Source organism: Spiribacter halobius, from assembly GCF_020883455.1.
GTDB classification, from domain to species: domain Bacteria; phylum Pseudomonadota; class Gammaproteobacteria; order Nitrococcales; family Nitrococcaceae; genus Sediminicurvatus; species Sediminicurvatus halobius.
Window position 1 is genome coordinate 2,521,056 of the sequence record NZ_CP086615.1, and the last position, 16,685, is coordinate 2,537,740.

The 16,685-nt window shown below is 63.4% G+C and carries 15 protein-coding genes and 1 pseudogene; 8 read left to right on the forward strand and 8 right to left on the reverse strand.

Annotated features, from left to right (window positions below):
• Positions 1–2: 2 nt before the first annotated feature.
• Positions 3–908, reverse strand: coding sequence for a LysR family transcriptional regulator (locus LMH63_RS11490; protein WP_109679975.1), 906 nt, complete (start codon positions 906–908; stop codon positions 3–5).
• A gap of 96 nt (positions 909–1,004) precedes the next feature.
• Between LMH63_RS11490 and LMH63_RS11495 the strand changes: the two genes are divergently transcribed.
• From LMH63_RS11495 to LMH63_RS11520, 6 genes are all read left to right on the forward strand, one after another.
• Entirely contained in the window at positions 1,005–1,484 is a 480-nt protein-coding gene (locus tag LMH63_RS11495; RefSeq protein WP_109679976.1) for a DoxX family protein, read from the forward strand.
• Positions 1,477–2,151 (forward strand): glutathione S-transferase family protein, encoded by a 675-nt coding sequence (locus LMH63_RS11500; protein ID WP_109679977.1) that lies wholly within the window; start codon positions 1,477–1,479, stop codon positions 2,149–2,151. Before LMH63_RS11495 ends, LMH63_RS11500 begins: the two co-directional genes overlap by 8 nt.
• Positions 2,152–2,155: 4 nt before the next feature.
• Positions 2,156–3,142 carry a glutathione S-transferase C-terminal domain-containing protein gene (locus LMH63_RS11505; RefSeq protein ID WP_109679978.1) on the forward strand — a complete coding sequence of 329 codons (987 nt, stop codon included), beginning with the start codon at positions 2,156–2,158 and terminating at the stop codon, positions 3,140–3,142.
• A 17-nt stretch (positions 3,143–3,159) separates the two neighbouring features.
• Positions 3,160–3,993 (forward strand): alpha/beta fold hydrolase, encoded by an 834-nt coding sequence (locus LMH63_RS11510; RefSeq protein ID WP_109679979.1) that lies wholly within the window; start codon positions 3,160–3,162, stop codon positions 3,991–3,993.
• Positions 3,990–4,433, forward strand: coding sequence for a GFA family protein (locus LMH63_RS11515; RefSeq protein ID WP_199225742.1), 444 nt, complete (start codon positions 3,990–3,992; stop codon positions 4,431–4,433). The genes LMH63_RS11510 and LMH63_RS11515 overlap by 4 nt, the downstream gene beginning before the upstream one ends.
• Positions 4,434–6,769: 2,336 nt before the next feature.
• Positions 6,770–7,540, forward strand: a complete 771-nt coding sequence (locus tag LMH63_RS11520) for a uroporphyrinogen-III synthase (protein ID WP_109679981.1) — start codon at positions 6,770–6,772, stop codon at positions 7,538–7,540.
• A 550-nt stretch (positions 7,541–8,090) separates the two neighbouring features.
• On the opposite strand, the gene LMH63_RS11525 is transcribed toward LMH63_RS11520, so the two are convergent.
• The gene (locus LMH63_RS11525; RefSeq protein ID WP_109679982.1) at positions 8,091–8,936 is read right to left on the reverse strand and encodes a LysR family transcriptional regulator; all 846 of its coding nucleotides are present in this window, start codon (positions 8,934–8,936) and stop codon (positions 8,091–8,093) included.
• Positions 8,937–9,469: 533 nt separating this feature from the next.
• Here LMH63_RS11525 and LMH63_RS19505 point away from each other — a divergent pair.
• A complete protein-coding gene (locus LMH63_RS19505) occupies positions 9,470–10,216 on the forward strand; it encodes a DUF1028 domain-containing protein (protein WP_109679983.1) in 747 nt (248 codons plus the stop codon).
• A gap of 156 nt (positions 10,217–10,372) precedes the next feature.
• Here LMH63_RS19505 and LMH63_RS11530 read toward each other — a convergent pair whose 3' ends face one another.
• The 5 genes and pseudogenes from LMH63_RS11530 to LMH63_RS11540 form a co-directional block, all read right to left on the reverse strand.
• Positions 10,373–10,789, reverse strand: coding sequence for a GreA/GreB family elongation factor (locus LMH63_RS11530; RefSeq protein WP_109679984.1), 417 nt, complete (start codon positions 10,787–10,789; stop codon positions 10,373–10,375).
• Positions 10,790–11,145: 356 nt separating this feature from the next.
• Positions 11,146–11,391, reverse strand: coding sequence for a sigma factor-like helix-turn-helix DNA-binding protein (locus tag LMH63_RS19510; protein WP_109679985.1), 246 nt, complete (start codon positions 11,389–11,391; stop codon positions 11,146–11,148).
• A gap of 202 nt (positions 11,392–11,593) precedes the next feature.
• A pseudogene (locus LMH63_RS19515) lies at positions 11,594–11,839 on the reverse strand (sigma factor); the annotation flags it as partial.
• On the reverse strand, positions 11,836–12,369 hold the full coding sequence (locus tag LMH63_RS11535; RefSeq protein ID WP_109679986.1) for a plastocyanin/azurin family copper-binding protein: 534 nt from the start codon (positions 12,367–12,369) through the stop codon (positions 11,836–11,838). The pseudogene LMH63_RS19515 and the gene LMH63_RS11535, both read right to left, overlap by 4 nt.
• Positions 12,370–12,935: 566 nt before the next feature.
• Positions 12,936–13,874: a LysR family transcriptional regulator gene (locus LMH63_RS11540; protein ID WP_109679987.1), complete on the reverse strand. Its 939-nt coding sequence runs from the start codon at positions 13,872–13,874 to the stop codon at positions 12,936–12,938.
• 109 nt (positions 13,875–13,983) lie between these two features.
• Here LMH63_RS11540 and panB point away from each other — a divergent pair, with 109 nt between their 5' ends.
• Complete coding sequence (panB, locus tag LMH63_RS11545; protein ID WP_109679988.1) at positions 13,984–14,865, forward strand: 3-methyl-2-oxobutanoate hydroxymethyltransferase; 882 nt, start codon at positions 13,984–13,986, stop codon at positions 14,863–14,865.
• Between the two features lie 85 nt (positions 14,866–14,950).
• Here panB and LMH63_RS11550 read toward each other — a convergent pair whose 3' ends face one another.
• Positions 14,951–15,910, reverse strand: a complete 960-nt coding sequence (locus LMH63_RS11550) for an NAD(P)H-dependent flavin oxidoreductase (protein ID WP_109679989.1) — start codon at positions 15,908–15,910, stop codon at positions 14,951–14,953.
• Positions 15,911–16,685 lie beyond the last annotated feature (775 nt).

The window sequence follows — 16,685 nt, forward strand, 5'->3', positions numbered from 1 at the left end:
ACTCAGTCCGCGGGTCGACTTGGCACGTCGCCCGCAAGCATCGCGCTCTGGTCACGAAGCCTTGCATGCAGAAAGTCCAGCAGAGCGCGGATGCGGGCCACGCGGCGCAAATCGGGATGGGTGAGCAGCCAAAGACCAACTGTCAGCTGCGACAGCGGCGGCGTGACCCGTACCAGCGCCGGGTCCGGATCGCCCAGAAAGCACGGTAGCGGTGCGAGCCCGACACCACCGCGCGTGAGCGCATGCATACCTGCAACGCTGTTGCACTGAATCACCGGCTCCACGCCCGGGAGCTCTCGACGTAGCCACCGTGCCGAGCCGAGGTGCGCCAGGCTGTCGTCCGGTGCGATCCAGCACTGCTCCTGAAGAGGCGCCGCAGCACCTCTGTTCTCGAGATACCCGTGACTCGCGTAGACGGCTGTCGCCACCTCCGCGATACGCCGGCCCACCAGGGTTTCGGGCGGATCGGCCGTGGGGCGCAGGGCGACGTCCGCATCGCGCCGGCTCAGGCTCAGGAACGGATTGCCGCTGACGAGCTCCAGACGAATTGCGGGGTTCTCGGCCCGGAAGCCACCGAGCACAGGACCCAGCACCCCGAGCAGGAGCGTGTCGGTGGTGGTGACTCGCACGATGCCGCTCGGGCGCGTGTCGCGACCGGCAAGCCGCCTCTCCAGGGCTTCCACCTCGGTACCCATGCGCTCGGCCAGTGCGAGCGTCTCCTCACCCGCGGGCGTAAGGCTGAAGCCATCGTGGTGGCGGTCGAAAAGCCGCACGCCCAGGCGCGACTCGACCTGCCCAAGGCGGCGGAAGACGGTCGAGGCGTGCACGCGCAGGTGCTCCGCGGCGCCGGCAAGTGTGCCCGCGCTCCCCAGAGCGCGAACGTAGCGGAGATCATCCCACTCGAGCATTGCGCCATTGCAACAGAAGCTTCGATTTCTGCCTATTCCGCATGCGCAAACGCATTCCTACGCTACAGGTCGTCCCATCGGAATAGGAGTAACGCCATGATTGATCGGGATCTCGCCCCTTATGCCACGACGCTGCTGCGCGTCGCGCTTGGCGTGATGTTCCTCGCGCACAGTCTCGTACTGAAGCTCCTGGTGCTCGGCTTGGGGGGCAACGCCGAGCTCTTCAGCTCCCTTGGCCTGCCCTGGTGGCTTGGGCACGTGGTCTTCGCCGCCGAGGTGGTCGGGGGCACGATGCTCGTGGTCGGCATCCAGGCACGTTGGGCGGCGCTCGCCCTCACCCCGATCCCCGCGGGTGCCCTCTGGGCTCACTGGGGCAACGGCTGGATGTTCGGCTACGAAGGCGGAGGCTGGGAGTACCCGCTCTACCTCACGGTGCTTGCCCTCGCCCAATTCCTGCTCGGTGACGGGCGTTTTGCACTGCATCCCTCGCGCACCTTGCCTCAATGGCTGCGGTGTGCGGGATCCCGGCAGGGTGCCGCCGACCACGCAGTGAGCGGAGGTGCAAGCCATGTCTGAGCAGCGCCTCCAGCTCATCAGCCACGACCTCTGCCCCTACGTACAGCGGGCCATGATCACGCTGACCGAAAAGGGTGTCGGACACGAGTGCATCTACATCGACCTCGCCAACAAGCCCGACTGGTTCCGAGCCATCTCGCCGCTGGGGCGCGTGCCGGTCCTACGCGTGGGAGACGCGGTGCTCTTCGAGTCGGCGGTCATCTGCGAGTACCTCGAAGAGACGACGCCCGGGCGGATGCACCCCGAGGATCCGGTGGCGCGTGCCGTGCACCGGGCCTGGATCGAGCACGCATCGGCCACTCTGGCGGCCATTGCGGGGCTCTACGGTGCCCCCGATGCCGAAGCGCACGGCGCCCGTCGCCGCACGCTCCAGGAGCGCCTGGCGTGGCTGGAACGTCAACTGGGCGAAGGGCCGTATTTCGCCGGTGAGCCTTTCCACCTCGTGGACGCCGCCTGGGCGCCGGTCTTCCGCTACCTCGACACCTTCGAGGCTATCGGTGAGCCTGCTCTGCTCGACGGCCTCGAGCGGGTGACCACTTACCGCAGAGCGCTTGCCGCGCGGCCGTCCGTGCGCACGGCCGTGCCGGAAGGCTACCCGGAGCGCCTGCGACTGTTCTTGGCGCGTCGGGAGAGCCCGCTCGGCGCCCTGGCCCGGGCGGCGGCCTGACGCCATGGCTCGCGTACGCGCACTCGTCGAGGGCCGCTGGCATCCGGAGCTCCATGTGGGGGATCCGGCATTGCAGCGGCTGCGGTCGGCCCCTAGCACCTATCGTGATTGGGTCACCCCGAACGGACGCCCAGGCCCCGAAGGCCAACCGGCCCGGCCGGCGGAGCCGGGCCGTTATCACCTGTACGTCTCCTACGCCTGCCCCTGGGCACACCGGGCGATTCTCTACCGACGCCTGAAAGCGCTCGAGTCGGTCGTGTCGATGTCCGTGCTCCATCCCCGCATGGCGGGGCGGGATTCCTGGCGTTTCGAGGACTCCGCTTGGAGCACCGTCGATCACCTGCATGGGCATCGCTTTCTGCACGAGGTCTATGCCCAAGGCGACCCGCACGCCACGACCGTGGTCACCGTACCCATGCTCTGGGACCGGGCCACGGGGACCATCCTCAACCGTGAGTCCGGGGATATTCTGCGCATCCTCGAGCGCGCCTTCGACCACTGGGGCGACGCCTCGGTCCGATTCCGCCCGCCAGGGCTCGCCGGTGAGCTCGAGCGCATGAACGCCTTCGTCCTCCAGCGCGTCTGCACCGCCGTCTACCGGGTGGGATTTGCGGCCTCCCAGGCCGCGAACGATCGGGAGGTGGTGCGGCTGTTCGAGGCACTGGACGCACTCGAGGAGCGCCTGAGCGAGCAACCCTACCTGCTCGACACGTCGGTCACCGAGCCGGACTGGCACCTCTTCTGCACGCTCGTGCGCTTCGATGCCGCCTATCACCCGGCGATGCGCTGCAGCCGCTGGCGCCTCACGGACTACCCGGCGCTCGCCGCCTACACGCGTCGGCTCTACGACTACCCCGGGGTCGCCAGCACCGTCGACCTGGCCGCGATCCGCCTGCACTACTTCGACGACCACCCCGAGATCGACCGCCAGATTCTGCCGGCGCTACCCGCCGAGGACTTCCGTACCGCGCCGGATCCGCTCACCGCGTGACGAAGGAGAGAGACCCGATGATCGAATGGTCCCTTTCTCAAACGTATCACTCGCCCGAAGGCCGCATCCGCTGGGAACGTTTCGGCGAGGGGCATCCCGTGATCCTGCTGCATGGCACGCCGAACTGGTCGGTGATCTGGCGCAACATCGCACCCCGCCTGGCCGAGCGCTGGTCGGTGTATGCCTTCGACTGGCCGGGCTTCGGCACCTCCGATCGCTACCCCGGGCAGAACGTCTCCTGGGACGAACAGCCACGGCGCCTGGTGGAGCTCGTCGCGCATTGGGGCCATGAGCGCCCGGCGATCGTCGCCTTCGACTTCGCGCCGATCTTCGCGCTGCGAGCACAGCTGCTGGAGGGACTGGAGCTCGGCCCCCTGGTGCTCGCCGACGCCGCCGTGATCCCGCCTTTCGTCACCGACTTCTCGCGCCAGGCGCGGGAGAACATCGGCACCTTCAGGCAGCTGCCCACGCACATCGCTGAGGGCATGGTCCGCGCCCACATCGAGCGCACCACGCGGCACCCCATGCCCCCGGAGGTGATCGACGCCTACATGTGGCCGTGGAGCGGCCAGGAAGGCGTTGCCGCGTACTGGCGCGCCGTCGAGTGCTACGACGAACACCTGGCGCGCCCGCTGGTACCGCGCCTTGCGGCGCTGTCTCAGCCGGTCATGGTGTTATGGGGAGAGCACGATGAATGGCTCCCGCCGTCCATGGGCGAGGCTCTGACCGAAGCCATTCCAGGCGCCCGTCTGCGCCACGTCCCGGACGCCGGCCACTTCGCGCAGGAGGACAACCCAGCTGGCTTTGCCGAGGCGATTGCCGAGTTTCTCGAAGAAGTGGGTTATAGATGAGCGCACAACAGCCCGAGAGCGCTGCTCGTGCGGCACCGAAGGTGCTGCACGGCAGCTGTTTGTGCGGTGGTATTCGCTACCGCGTGCACGGCCCGCTGCGGGATGTCGTGCACTGCCACTGCAGCTTCTGTCGCAAGGCGCACGGGGCGGCGTTCCGCACGCGCGCCCGCCTCGCCACGAGGGACCTGGAGTTCGTCGCCGGCAACAATCTGCTAACCTGGTACCGATCCTCGCCGGACCAGCACCGCACCTTCTGTCGCGTCTGCGGGGCGAACCTGATCACCCGCTTCGACCTCCAACCCGGCGAGATCTCGCTTGCGCTCGGGACACTCGACGACGACCCAGGGGTACGCCCTCGTGCCCACCTGCATGTCGCCTCAAAGGCGCCCTGGTACGAGATCACCGACGGGCTGGCGCAGTATCACGCCGGCGAACGCTAGATTCACGCGAAACCCACCCGGGCATTCTGGTCCGAGACAGCGCACTCATCGTTTGTGCGGTGCCGATTACGCCAGGGAGGCGTTGTACCAACGCACGTACCTCCGTTGGGCATGTATCAATACATATCGAGCCCGTTAGGGGCGCTCGCGCACAGCGACACTCCGCGGAGTTCACGGATGAGCCTGTGCGACAATTTCATTGAAGCTAGCGCGTCTCCGAGGGCTCCCCGGCCTGGCTTTTTGAACCATAGGCTCTACCTCTGGACGCCGCTTACCCGCGACGAACCCCGACCGCCTGCCGGCAGGATAACCTTCGCCCGCTGCCGTGAACTTCGCATCCGTCGCGAACGCAGCCGTCTGACGACACCTCATGCCACAAGCGAAGCGAAGCGCGTCATGCAGTGCATGCGCCAGTTGGCTTACGCCATCATCCGCCTTCATCCCGACAACCGAGCCCAGCACCCTGCCACGCTGTGCGTCCGACGTAGACTGGAGCCATCAGCACGGCAAACCGGCCGATAACGCGGCGATCGGAGCACTCAAGCCGCGCACCAAAGTCCCCACCCGCGCTGTAATGTCCCCACACCTGCCACGGGTTCCTGTCGCAAGGCTCCACCAACATTTCTATCAATCTTGTCGATATTACGCGCCAGAATTTCTCGCTTGCCAGTATTCTTTCGACACCGCAATCTATTCCCAGATTACATAGCGTCTCCGACGTTCCGCGCGCCAAGGAGCTTCCGCATATTCCCTCTTCCCGGATGCAGCAGCTTTGTTACTTCTAACTCCGATCCATCAACCGCGACCCGAAGCGACCCTTTTCGGATGGAAGGCGCTCCATGCTTGATCAGATTCATCCCCTCATCCAGCACATTTCCGACCTCCGCGGTGCCATTTTCTGGGCGTCCATCACCTTTGTTTCCGCCGCGGCCGTCGCGATTTCCGTAGCTCCCGTTTTCTGCAGAAGCAGCTCCGTCCGCACGGCCGTGCGCCCCCAATTGTCCACGCTTAACGACGCGATCTGCACGGTGATCCCGATTGCTGTGATCGTTTTCCTACTGCTTGCCGCGATTCAACCCGGGCCCGCAGCAATTCGCATGCCGATAGCCACCCTCGCACCGCTTACCGAAGACACTCGTCATGTGCCACCATCATCTGCTCCATACGAACCTGCCGGAATACACGTGGAGCGTCGCCGTTCTCTACTGTGCGCACCCCTACGTGACCGGCCAGTCAAGCTATCCTTGCTTTCCAGTCTCCGAGGACGAACCGATCCGCGAAGCGCGATACGGCATGCGTCAGACGTCGAGGCGCCGCCCTCGGCCCTTACAAACTATGTACGGGTTCACTCTGCAATGCGCACGTCACGAGCGGTCTGGACGTCGCGGGTATTCCCGAGGCTTTGCTTCGTACCGTTCACACCCTCGACCGAGGGCGCGGCCGAGTTCCCGAACAACAGAAATGCACCTACGGGACAGGCACACCAACGCCCTACCCCCCTCGAACCCCGTTGGGTTGTCGGGCACTCCGGCCATGCACCCATCGCGGAGTTCCTTTGACTCCGATTGATGGCCCATCCCTTGTAGAAAGAGACGAGCATAACTGACCACACAGTACGCGACCCTGTTCAAGCCTCGCACGCCGCCCGGGATTGGCTCACTTCGGCGTTGCACACTCTCACTACGTAGTTGTCACCGGTGCCCTAAGAGACGCGTGCGCTCAATTTCTTCGTAACATCCTATGACCATCAGACTCTCCCGCCACTGCTCCTCCACACCGGTCCAGTATGTGGTGGTTTTCTTGAGCTGCGCCTAGCGCCACTCGCCGCCGTGTTTTCTAGGCGCCGGAAGGGGAATCGGGTAGATACGCCCGCTGACCTCGTAACCATGCACAGTTGCTTGCAGCTGTACGATCACATGCGCAAAGCGGCATGTGTCTTAGTCCGCATTGACTTATTCGCGCTAGGACGCGTCCACGCCAAGCCAGCAATCGGTGCTAAAGTCGCAGGGGTGACGCTGCTTGTCAGCGGTCTAGGTGAATTGGTCCGATTTTAGCTCGAGAAAAAGATCATTCCGATACCGTTACGCGGTTCGTTGTTTCCGCCAGAGGTTGCCTGTCGATCCGGTCCGTCGTGGGATTCCCAGAACCAACCGACCAGTGAAGCTTGTTGGTCGAAGAGCGGCTGCCGGCACTAGATCCCTAGCCAAAAGCGAGTTTTCACCGGCGGTCCAAGGAACTTGGATGGACATGTGCGTGAACAAATCCTCCTGGAGGTAGATGTGGTGTACGACCGTGAGAGACACTCCTCGTCGCCAAAACTAGCGGGTATAAGAGTCATGATTACCCGGCCACAGCCATATTGCGGGCCGCTTGCCTCGGCGCTCGAATCGGCCGGCGCAGATGTTTTTACAGCACCGATGATTCGGCTTCTTCCACCGGCCGACACGGCGACTTTAGACGCGGTTACGAAGAAAGTAGAGGCGTATCATCTACTGCTGTTTTCGAGCCCCGCCGCGGCGGCCGCCGGCATCGCTTACCTGCATGCTCGTGGGCCTCTGCCCGCGCGATTGCTTATCGGCGCGATTGGCCCAGGCACCGCGGCCATGGTCAATAGGTGGGGTTACGAGGTCGATGTATGCGGCAGCACGCCCTTTGACAGTGAAGCCTTTCTATCCTCGTTTCCGTCGGTCGACCTAGAAGAATGGAACATTGCGATATTTCGCGCGCAGAGCGGGCGAAACGTTCTGGCGAACGCGCTCCGCGAACGAGGGGCGCGGGTGACGTTTGTTCAGGTGTACCGAAGAGACGGACCGTCGCAGGCCAACCAGGCCCGTGCGCGAAGCGCGTTGCGCGCCGGAGTCGATGTAATCCTGATCTCAAGCTCCGAGGGGTTTCATAATCTTCTCCGTGCCTTGACCCCACACGATCGGTCGATCATACGCCGCACACTGGTGCTGGCAGGACATCACCGAATCGGTACCGCGGTGCGCAACGCTGGTGTTCCGCGAGTGTTGATCACGGATGACCCGACGGACGCTACGATGGTCGACGCGATGCTGAAATGGAGCGCGTCGCGGAAGGGATTGATACTCAACTGCGAACGATAGCAGCTGACCCCGTAGAGGTCCGTGGCAGCCGCTCGCGAACGTGGTTACGTCGACAGCTTCCCTCCGGAGAGCAACTGGGCGTTGCGCAACACGAAGAGGGGCAATCAGTCATCATGCGTAGGTGTGCAATTCGGGGCGACGGTGCTCGTTATGACTGAGCCAACCGCCAACCGGTCCTAATTCCGGGCAGGTCAGTTAGCGACCTGAAGCGGAAGGAATATTACACGAAATTGAGGGGGTTTGTGCCGGACGCGAGGTACTGAGGGAGATCCGTAAGTGCCGATCGAAGAGCGTGAGTCTGGGAAGACTGGCACTGAAGCTGAGCTAAGCACCCGATCAGTGGCACCGACACTCATGGGAATTTATCGTCAATGATTCCTCCATGTCGGGCCCTCAATGTGGCCGCGGAAAGAAAGGCGCAATGGGCAACATTACCGGGCCAAGTCATGCAGAGACTGCGAAAACATGGCTCCTGACTAACAAAACCGGTGCGTTATATATTATGTGACGCGGGGCCGAAAATTAGGGACCAGCAAAGGCGGACCCGTTATCATAGATTGAGCGCGGCATTACGTATCCCGGCGATAGCGGCGTCCAGCACCGAACTTTCGCGCTCTCGCAGATAGACAAGGTAGGCATTCAGCTCAAACCGGGGTGCTTCCGGATGCACATGGAGTTGGCCATTCGCTACGTAATCAGTAACGACACTCTTCGGAAAGTACCCGGAGCCGCCGCTACTTAGTATTAACTGCAGCCCCAGCCAGCCAATGCTGGCAGTTAGGCCCGCGCCAGTATAGTCTGGGAAGCTCACGCTGTGCGCGGAGCGGAAGGCAGTCCCCCAGTCGATGAAGACGTAGCTCTCGTCCGCGGGCATGGCAGGCGGGCGACCAGTTCCCGTAAGCACGAGCTGCTCGTCGACAAGTTGCTCGACCACAAGACCTGTTCGGCTTTCCGGCGTGTACATCACCGCGATGTCGATCTGCCCCTCGGCCAGTCCATGCATTAATTCATCCTCAAAGCCGATCTGCGCCCGAATCGCGATATCGGGCAACTGTCTCCGGAGCTCAGGTAGCCATTGGAGGAGTAACTGCTCCCAGACCCCAAAGCGCCCGCCAATCGTTAATGAGGAAGCATAATGAGAGGGAACGCCAACCTCATGGCGTGCCGCTTCCACGGATCGGACTATCGCGGCGGCATGTTTGTGAAAGCGCCGACCTTCGTCCGTGAGCTTCGCTCCACCCTTGTTTCGCACAAACAGTCGGGCTCCCAAACGTTCCTCAAGGATACGTATACGGGTACTCACGGTCGACTGGCTGACGTGGAGGCGTTCCGCGGCAGAAATGAAGCTGCCCATGTTAAGAACCATTAAGTAGGTTCGTACGAGTTCGGTATCCATCCCTACCTCCCTATCCCCAAATACTTAGCGTTCAGGGCATTCGGCCAGCGGTGAATCGCCACGGATCTCGACCGCGATGTACTTCCTAGTCGCATCCTAGGGTATGCCCTTGGAAACATAGCTGTAACTCGTGCCTCTGAGTGATCAGCCCGATATATGCTGACAAACGCCGTAGGCTCCGCCATACCGGATCTCATGAGGCGTACCGGGTGTGATATGGTTCAGTCGCGTGGCCGCACATCTGACTCGGTTCCAATTAGGGGTTAATGGTTTGTCGCGCTTTTGCCAAGATCTTCGAGGAGCCTTGCTTCGGCGGGCGAGAGGTCGTGCCCGGCGTATCGCGCGTTACTCCTGACTCCGCAATGCCCATCAACCGCTAAGCTGAACTGAGCCAGCCTTGAGCACTGTCGACCAGTTCGTTCGCCTCGTTCGCATTGCCGTCAATGAACACGGACATGAGGCTTGGATAGCGAGATGGCGGCTGCATCCAAAATTTCGGGCGTAGCATGCCAATCCTGAATCTGGAGCCCACCATGCGACAGTTCGCAGGCACCTACTCCATAGTGGCGAGATGCCATCGCACCGGTGAACTCGGTTGCGCGGTTGCGTCGGCCATTCCCGCTATCGGGAGCATCTGTCTCTTTCTGCATCGCGGCGTCGGCGCGGCTTGTACCCAGGCATGGGTTAACCCCTATCTCGCACTCACCACACTGCGCGGAATGCGCGACGGCAGCTCGGCCGCCGTCGCCTTGAATCAAGCTCTTGCCGAGGATTGGCGTTCAGACCATCGCCAGATAGGCGTCATCGGGGTTCACGGCATCGCCACGGCATGGACTGGCTCCTCGTGCCCGGACTGGGCAGGGCACACGACCAGAAGTGACCACGCCGTACAAGGCAACACGCTTACCGGCGCTGTGGTACTCACGGCTATGAGCGCCGCTTACTCGCGCGGCGGCGATCGGCCATTAGATGAGCGCCTGTTGCGCTCACTGGAGGCCGCGCAACGCACTGGCGGCGACAAACGCGGGCGGCAATCCGCCGCTCTCCAAGTTATGGGCGCCGAGGACTACCCGAGCATTGACCTACGCGTCGATGACCACCCGGCCCCGGTAACGGAACTTCGTCGGATCCACTCAATCGTTCGCGCCCAGCTCGTTCCCTTTATGGACACCATGCCGAAACGTTCCCGGCCGCACGGTGCGGCACCGCTGGGTACGACCGATTTGCTCTGGGACTCGCCTCCAGATCGGCCTAGAGGCGGCGGCTCGCGGACCTCATAGCGCAGCCCGCAATGCACACCCTTGTGCAGCCCTCTTCGTCGCTCATTGCTTAGGCCATAGGGCGTTCGTGAGACATCATCATCGGCGTAAGGCATGCGGGTTTGTTCGCAGCGTTGCGCCAATACCACCGCGCGGCAGAACCGGTGCTTTGCGTGCTCAGAGATCGTACCGCCTCACCGCTTCGGGCTGGAAGACAAGCTCATCGACTCGGTATTTGCAGCTTCCACTCGGAATGGCAACCTCGAACGTGTTGCCCACCCGCGTACCCAGCAGCGCCGCTCCGAGCGGAGCAAGCACAGAAACCGCTCCTGTGCTCGAATCCGCGGCGTGCGGAAATACGAGCGTGCACCGGAACTGCCTCCCCGCCGCCACGTTCGTGAGGATCACGGTGCTGTTCATCGTGACGACGTCACGTGGCATGACTACCGGATCCGCGTGGTCCCCCGTATGGATTCTGTTGGCGAGCTCAAGCAGGTGAGATGCGCGTGCAGAACCTTCCGCATAACGGCTGAGCACCGATTCAAGCCGCGCGACATCAAACCTGGACAGCGGTGCAAAGCTTTCTAGCGTCATGCTGCCTCCGGAACGCAACCCGCATAGCTCCACGGCGCTCCAGCCGTGGAAGCAGGACTCCAACACACTCACCAAACGACCGATAGCAGACCGAGTCGGCAGGTTACGCTGCCGACACAGTCCGCTTAGTCACGCACGATCCGAACTTCTCAAATTGCCTGCGATGCTTGGCGTATGACGCTTTCAGCGCACCGCTCCGAGGCTCGTGCTCTTCGGATCTGTAGCCACTATATTGCCGGCTATGCCTTTTTTCTAGTCTTGGCGGCGATGTCCGGACCGGCGGGCGAACGTCCCTCGCATGGCTCGCCAGGGAGGGCTGTCGCGATCGGTAACCGGGTATCGATTCCGTAAACACCTCACCCCAGGCGCAGGCGCGCGAGTACGCGGGCCACGAGCCGGTCGCAACGCCTCCTATCGAAGGCGAACGTGCGGGGAAACAGACTGACAAGCTCCCCAGGCATATTCCATTGCAGTAATCGGCTTGCCCGGTGCACTCGTGTCTTCACGGTGGTGGGTTCGACGCCGAGACAGGCTGCCGTCTCCTCGACTGATAGCTGCTCCACCTCGCGCAGCACGAACGCGGTCCGGAACGGGGCGGGCACAACACGTCAACAGCGGCTTCGAGCAGCCGCTGCAGCTGTGCCTCGTGCAGAGCCGCCTCCGGGTTGGCCATGGGTGAGCACGGATCGACCATAGCGCCTCTCTGTGCGCGGGCCGCTCGAGAGCCGACAGCGGGTCCGAAGCAGGGGCGCGCCGACGCAGGCGCATTAGGGATTCGTTACGTACGATTTGGCAGAGCCAGCTCGCGAAGCCCTCGGGGCCGCGGAACTGCGCGAGCTGGAAATACGCGCGGATGTAACCCTCCTGCACGGCATCTTCGGCCTCCGCATCGTCAAGTAGCACGCTTCGGGCGATTCGGAACAGCCGTCGGTTATAGCGTCGCATGATGAGCTCGTCGGACAACTGCGACGACACCGGAGGCGCCGAGCACTGAGACTGGGGCGCGACAGCCGGGTCCGGTGTCGGCCCGGCCGGAGTGTCCACAGTCATGATGCTGCCTCCCGGTTCACCCGGCCGGCGGCGAAGATCACGGCCACCGGCGGAAGGTTATTGGCAGCTGCTGGTGGTAGGCCCTCGGGGCTTCTCGCCGCCGGCTGCCAGCCGTGATCGCCGGGCCCACCGACTACAATGCGGCCGACCATTCCGGCTCGTTCATGAGGCAGGCAATAGTAATCGTAGACACCTGGGCGGGTGAGGGTGACCTCGAAGACCTCCTGCGGCAGTAGGAACCCGCTATGCCAATGCTCAGCGCCCACGGGGATCCGTCGCGGCCGACCGAGGACATCTGGGTGATAGGCGGTCACGGTGTGGCTGTTCACGCGGTCACGGTTGGCAAAGCGCACCGTTGTACCGGGCGCGACCGCCACCCCCAGTGGCGAGAACCAAACGCGCTCGCCGCGAGGCGTGCCACGCATCTCGATCAGCTCGCTGGCTGCCGAATGCAACCGCCCAGGGCGCACTAGGGCGGCGAGACCGCCGCCCGCCAGTCCGAGGAGAATACGGCGTCGGTTCAACAGCATTCGTTAATCCTCGCCCGGGCGTTGGCGGCGTGATAAGCGACCACGTGTGTGTGGGGTTCCTCCACACGGTGGTGGCCCGCGTTGAATTGCATGCCGATCGACCGTAGCTGATGAGCCCCGACCTCCAGTGCGTCAAAGGAAACGCCAGTCTCATTTGCATTGATCGTATTCATGTAGATTATGGAGGCTAGGCGGCCGTCGCGGTCGGAGTGAAGGAACGGGCCGGCGGGGCGCGTCTGTGCATCGACATACAGCGTGCCGAGGCCGGGGATAAAGTCAGGCGGGCTTACTGGCTCGCTCGTCTGAGGACAGGGCGCCGGTGGGGGCGCTTCCGCGAACGCGCCCTCCTCCTGCGCCCGGGTGACGCTCGCCACAAGAGGGCGGCAGTGGTGCCACTGCCGCTCAGGGCCAGTCCTGTGTTCATGGCGTAGTCCTCTTCGGTGGCAGCGGGTGGCGTCATACGCACCCAGAGCGATGCAGGTGAGCCGGAATAGGTTCCCGGCGCGCGAGCCCTCCCCTCGCCATGCCGGTTCAGGCATCGACCTCAGAACGCTCCGCTGAGCGGGTCAACCCACCGCAGAACCATCAGTCACAATGCGTACCCCGCGGATTCGAGCGAGGGATTCCAGCTCCCCTTCGAAGACCTCAACAAACCGCTTCGCCGTGGCCGGGATGTGGCGCTGGTGCCGGAAGCCCCAACCAAACGGCACCTCCGGCAGCCCCTCGATCGGGACGGCGCAGACCTCTGCCGTGCGGGTGAAGTTATGTGCCTGCACCGCCGGTACAATCGCCTGCCCCATACCAAGCTCGACAAAGATGCTTGCGGTGTCGAAGTCGTCGAAAGCCAGTTCGGGCTCCAAGTGCACGCCTTGCGCCGCGGCCGCCTCCTCCAACAGTGCCCGGTGAGCGATGCCCTCCGCGAGCCCCAGGTAGTGGATGTCCCGCAGATCGTCCAGGCACACGCGCTCACGCTGCGCGAACGGATCTCCCATCGCCACCAGAAGGAAGAAGCGCTGGAACGCCAGCGTGCGCGTCGCCACGCCGGGCGCCCGCTCCCCGGTGGTCGCCAACGCCAAGTCTGCGCGACCGAGGCGTAGGAGCTCGAAGCACCGTCGACTGGAACCCGCCGGCAGGAAACGCAGATTCACACCCGGGTTGCCATCTCGGAACCGCACGATGGCACGGCGCAGGAAATGGCGCACGGTCGTCCCGCCTGTGGTGACGGTCAGCGTACCCGTTTCGCCCTGCTGCAGTGCGCGGATGCGCTCGCGTGCGAGTTCGATGGCGTCCAGCCCCTGTAGCGCCAGCTCCCAGAGGATGTACCCCGCCTCGGTCAGCTCGATGCCGCGCGCGCTACGCGCTATCAGCGGCACCGCAAACTCCCGCTCAAGCCGCGCCACGTGCTGGCTGACTGACGCCTGCGTCCTGCCCAGCTGTCGGGCCAGGGCGCTTAAACTCGCCGACTCGCCCGCGGCGACGAAGATGCGTAGGTCCTCGAGCGTCATTGGTGCTCCCAGTAATTACTAAGATCTCATTGTTAATTCTTAGCGTTGACTATAGCGAGATCGAGTGAAACGCTGCATCTGCATCGGATCAGGATGAGGGAGGACGATCATGCTGAGGAGCAAACGCGTGACGCCGCACAGCTTGGCGGCGCGAAAACGGGAGGGCCAGCGCTTCGCTGCCGTGACGGCGTATGACTACACCTCCGCGCAGATTGTGGACACGGCGGAGGTGCCCTTCATTCTGGTCGGGGATACACTGGGCATGGTCGTCCAAGGCGAGAACTCCACCCTGCCGGTAACCCTGGAGCAGGTCATCTACCACGCTGGCCTCGTGAGCCGGGGGGCGCAGAGCGCCCTCATCATCGGCGACCTGCCGTTCATGACCTACCACGCCTCAGCAGAGCAGGCCCTCCACAGCGCCGGGCGCCTAATGCAGGAGGGGCGCATCGGCGGCGTCAAGCTGGAAGGCGGCGTCGAGATGGCCGACACGATCAATCGCCTGGTCCAGGCCGGCATCCCAGTCTGCGGGCACGTAGGCTACACGCCGCAGTCGGCAAACACCCTGGGCGGCCCACGAGTCCACGGCCGCGACGTTGAGTCTGCAACACGGCTAATCCGCGACGCTGAGGCCCTGGAAACCGCCGGCGCTTTCGCCGTTGTTCTCGAGCTCGTTCCCGCAACCGTCGCCGCGGAAGTCACACGGCGCCTCACCATCCCCACCATCGGTATCGGCGCAGGCCCGGACTGCGACGCTGAGATTCAGGTCTTCCACGACCTTTTTGGCCTCTACACCGACTTCCAGCCCCGCCACACCCGCCGCTACCTGAATATGGCGGAGGATCTCGTCAAGGCTGCGCGGCAATATGCGTATGACGTAGGGGAGCGCAGCTTCCCCGGCCCCCAGCAGTATTCAGATCTCACGCCCGAGGCGCGTCACCGCTTCTACGCGCAAGTTGGTAACCCCACGTCTGGCCCCCGATCCCCGTCGTGATCATGCTTACCAGCTTGACCGGCCAGCTCAGCTGCACCCGTGCTGACCTTAGCCGTTACCATGGCGCGGCGATCGAGGAGGCCTCTTACGCCCGCAAGCAGGACGTCGAAGCCAGGCAGGTCTCGGCTTCATCGACCATCCGCTGCATCACCCTGGCTACCGGCTCGATGCTGTTCACACCGTCGAGCCCCTCACCTGCGAAGATCACGGCATGGTCAAAATCGTTCTCCGCCACGGCCGTTTTGTACAAAGCCCGTTGCCCCGAAAGGTTCAGGTGAAGCGTCGACTCCCTGCCGTGCCAGAACTCGATGAAACGATTCGACAAGGCACGTCCGGTGTACTCCGGAGGCCAGTCGTAACCACGGACGATGTCCGGCACCCGCGTGCGCCGTGTATCGTCGCCCGTGGCACGAACCAGTCGCTGCTTTGCGATGCGAGGCAACAGCGATTCGGATGTCGCCATGAAACGCGTGCCGACAAGCCCGCCCGACGCGCCTAACACTAGCGCGGCGGCCAGGCCACGACCATCGACAATGCCGCCGGCTGCGAGGACTGGCAAAGGGGAGACGGCGTCGACCACGGCAGGCAGCAGGGAGAATAGCGAACGGTCACGACCGTGCCCTCCCGCCTCGGTCCCCTGAGCGACAATGACGTCGGCGCCGGCATCCACCGCGTACAGGGCATCGCGGACCGTCTGCACCTGGCAGATGATCATCACTCTGGCATCGCGAACCCTCTTCACGTAGGGGCGGTGATCACCAAATGAAAACATAACCGCGTCTGGCGACCGGTCGATGGCAAGGTCTAGGGCGGAGGAGTTGCGCGCCAGACTCCAAGTGATAAAACCGACTCCGAATGGTGAAGTACCCGTACATTTGTCGAGTTCGCGCTCAAGCCATTCGCTGTTTCCATAGCCCGCTCCGATCAATCCCAACCCTCCCGCACGGGTAACGGCAGCGGCAAGAGATCCACCGGCAACACTCCCCATCGGCGCGAGTACGATAGGGTGTTTGAGATTCATTCTCTCGGTCAGCATCGTACGCATAACAAGCTTCCCCGCCCCTAGTTACGGACCCCAGCGCCCTGTCCTGCCGCAGCGCGCCATCGATTTCCCAAAGGCCTGCCACGCCTTCGCCTCCATTGCGAGAGGGATCGGCGCACCCAGGAAACGCTCGGGCGAAAGCTCACCATCTTCCGAGTTGACTAAGGTCCCCACGGGGGCCGCACACGTCGGGGCGCCGTGTCGCGGTGCGATTCCGAATTGGGGACCGCCCTGCGCACCATTGAGTGCACCAGAACGATTGCACAGGCATGCGTCTAGCGGCGGCGACAGCGCCGGTTCGTCATCTTCGACACTTCGCAGGTGCCGGCTCATGCATATTCTCCTAGTCGCGCTCCGCCGCGGCCTTACCGAGTCCCACCTGGTAAACCTTGCAGGGTGCAGATACGCACCCGTTCTGGCCGGCCGCGGAATTCACAACCGAGCCTGCACGGCCGTTGTGGTTTGGGCAAGCGCGAATCTCTGGGCGCAAATATCGTGATCTTCGATACTACTGCCTCGATGTTTTTGCTTACCGGGCGACGGTATCCCCGGCCGTTGCACCGGGCGTAAGACGTCCATCCATTCACCGCGGCCCCGGCCTACCGACTCCGCTCTGATTCGACGTTGAGGACTTCCCACCCTTGTCCAGGAAACGGGCTTTTGCGCCGCGGCGACGCCCTGTCGGCGTCAAACACACGGGCCATGCTCGTTCAGCGGCCGGGTGCTTCGAGCGCCGGCGAATGAGCCGCAAATGATGGCACGGTCACCGGCTATCGGT

What these genes read in the sequence shown, in the direction of transcription:
- LMH63_RS11490 (WP_109679975.1), bottom strand. Translation starts at nt 908, where the DNA reads ATGCTCGAGTGGGATGATCTCCGCTACGTTCGCGCTCTGGGGAGCGCG.
- LMH63_RS11495 (WP_109679976.1), top strand. Translation starts at nt 1,005, where the DNA reads ATGATTGATCGGGATCTCGCCCCTTATGCCACGACGCTGCTGCGCGTC.
- LMH63_RS11500 (WP_109679977.1), top strand. Translation starts at nt 1,477, where the DNA reads ATGTCTGAGCAGCGCCTCCAGCTCATCAGCCACGACCTCTGCCCCTAC.
- LMH63_RS11505 (WP_109679978.1), top strand. Translation starts at nt 2,156, where the DNA reads ATGGCTCGCGTACGCGCACTCGTCGAGGGCCGCTGGCATCCGGAGCTC.
- LMH63_RS11510 (WP_109679979.1), top strand. Translation starts at nt 3,160, where the DNA reads ATGATCGAATGGTCCCTTTCTCAAACGTATCACTCGCCCGAAGGCCGC.
- LMH63_RS11515 (WP_199225742.1), top strand. Translation starts at nt 3,990, where the DNA reads ATGAGCGCACAACAGCCCGAGAGCGCTGCTCGTGCGGCACCGAAGGTG.
- LMH63_RS11520 (WP_109679981.1), top strand. Translation starts at nt 6,770, where the DNA reads ATGATTACCCGGCCACAGCCATATTGCGGGCCGCTTGCCTCGGCGCTC.
- LMH63_RS11525 (WP_109679982.1), bottom strand. Translation starts at nt 8,936, where the DNA reads ATGGATACCGAACTCGTACGAACCTACTTAATGGTTCTTAACATGGGC.
- LMH63_RS19505 (WP_109679983.1), top strand. Translation starts at nt 9,470, where the DNA reads ATGCGACAGTTCGCAGGCACCTACTCCATAGTGGCGAGATGCCATCGC.
- LMH63_RS11530 (WP_109679984.1), bottom strand. Translation starts at nt 10,789, where the DNA reads ATGACGCTAGAAAGCTTTGCACCGCTGTCCAGGTTTGATGTCGCGCGG.
- LMH63_RS11535 (WP_109679986.1), bottom strand. Translation starts at nt 12,369, where the DNA reads ATGCTGTTGAACCGACGCCGTATTCTCCTCGGACTGGCGGGCGGCGGT.
- LMH63_RS11540 (WP_109679987.1), bottom strand. Translation starts at nt 13,874, where the DNA reads ATGACGCTCGAGGACCTACGCATCTTCGTCGCCGCGGGCGAGTCGGCG.
- panB (WP_109679988.1), top strand. Translation starts at nt 13,984, where the DNA reads ATGCTGAGGAGCAAACGCGTGACGCCGCACAGCTTGGCGGCGCGAAAA.
- LMH63_RS11550 (WP_109679989.1), bottom strand. Translation starts at nt 15,910, where the DNA reads ATGCGTACGATGCTGACCGAGAGAATGAATCTCAAACACCCTATCGTA.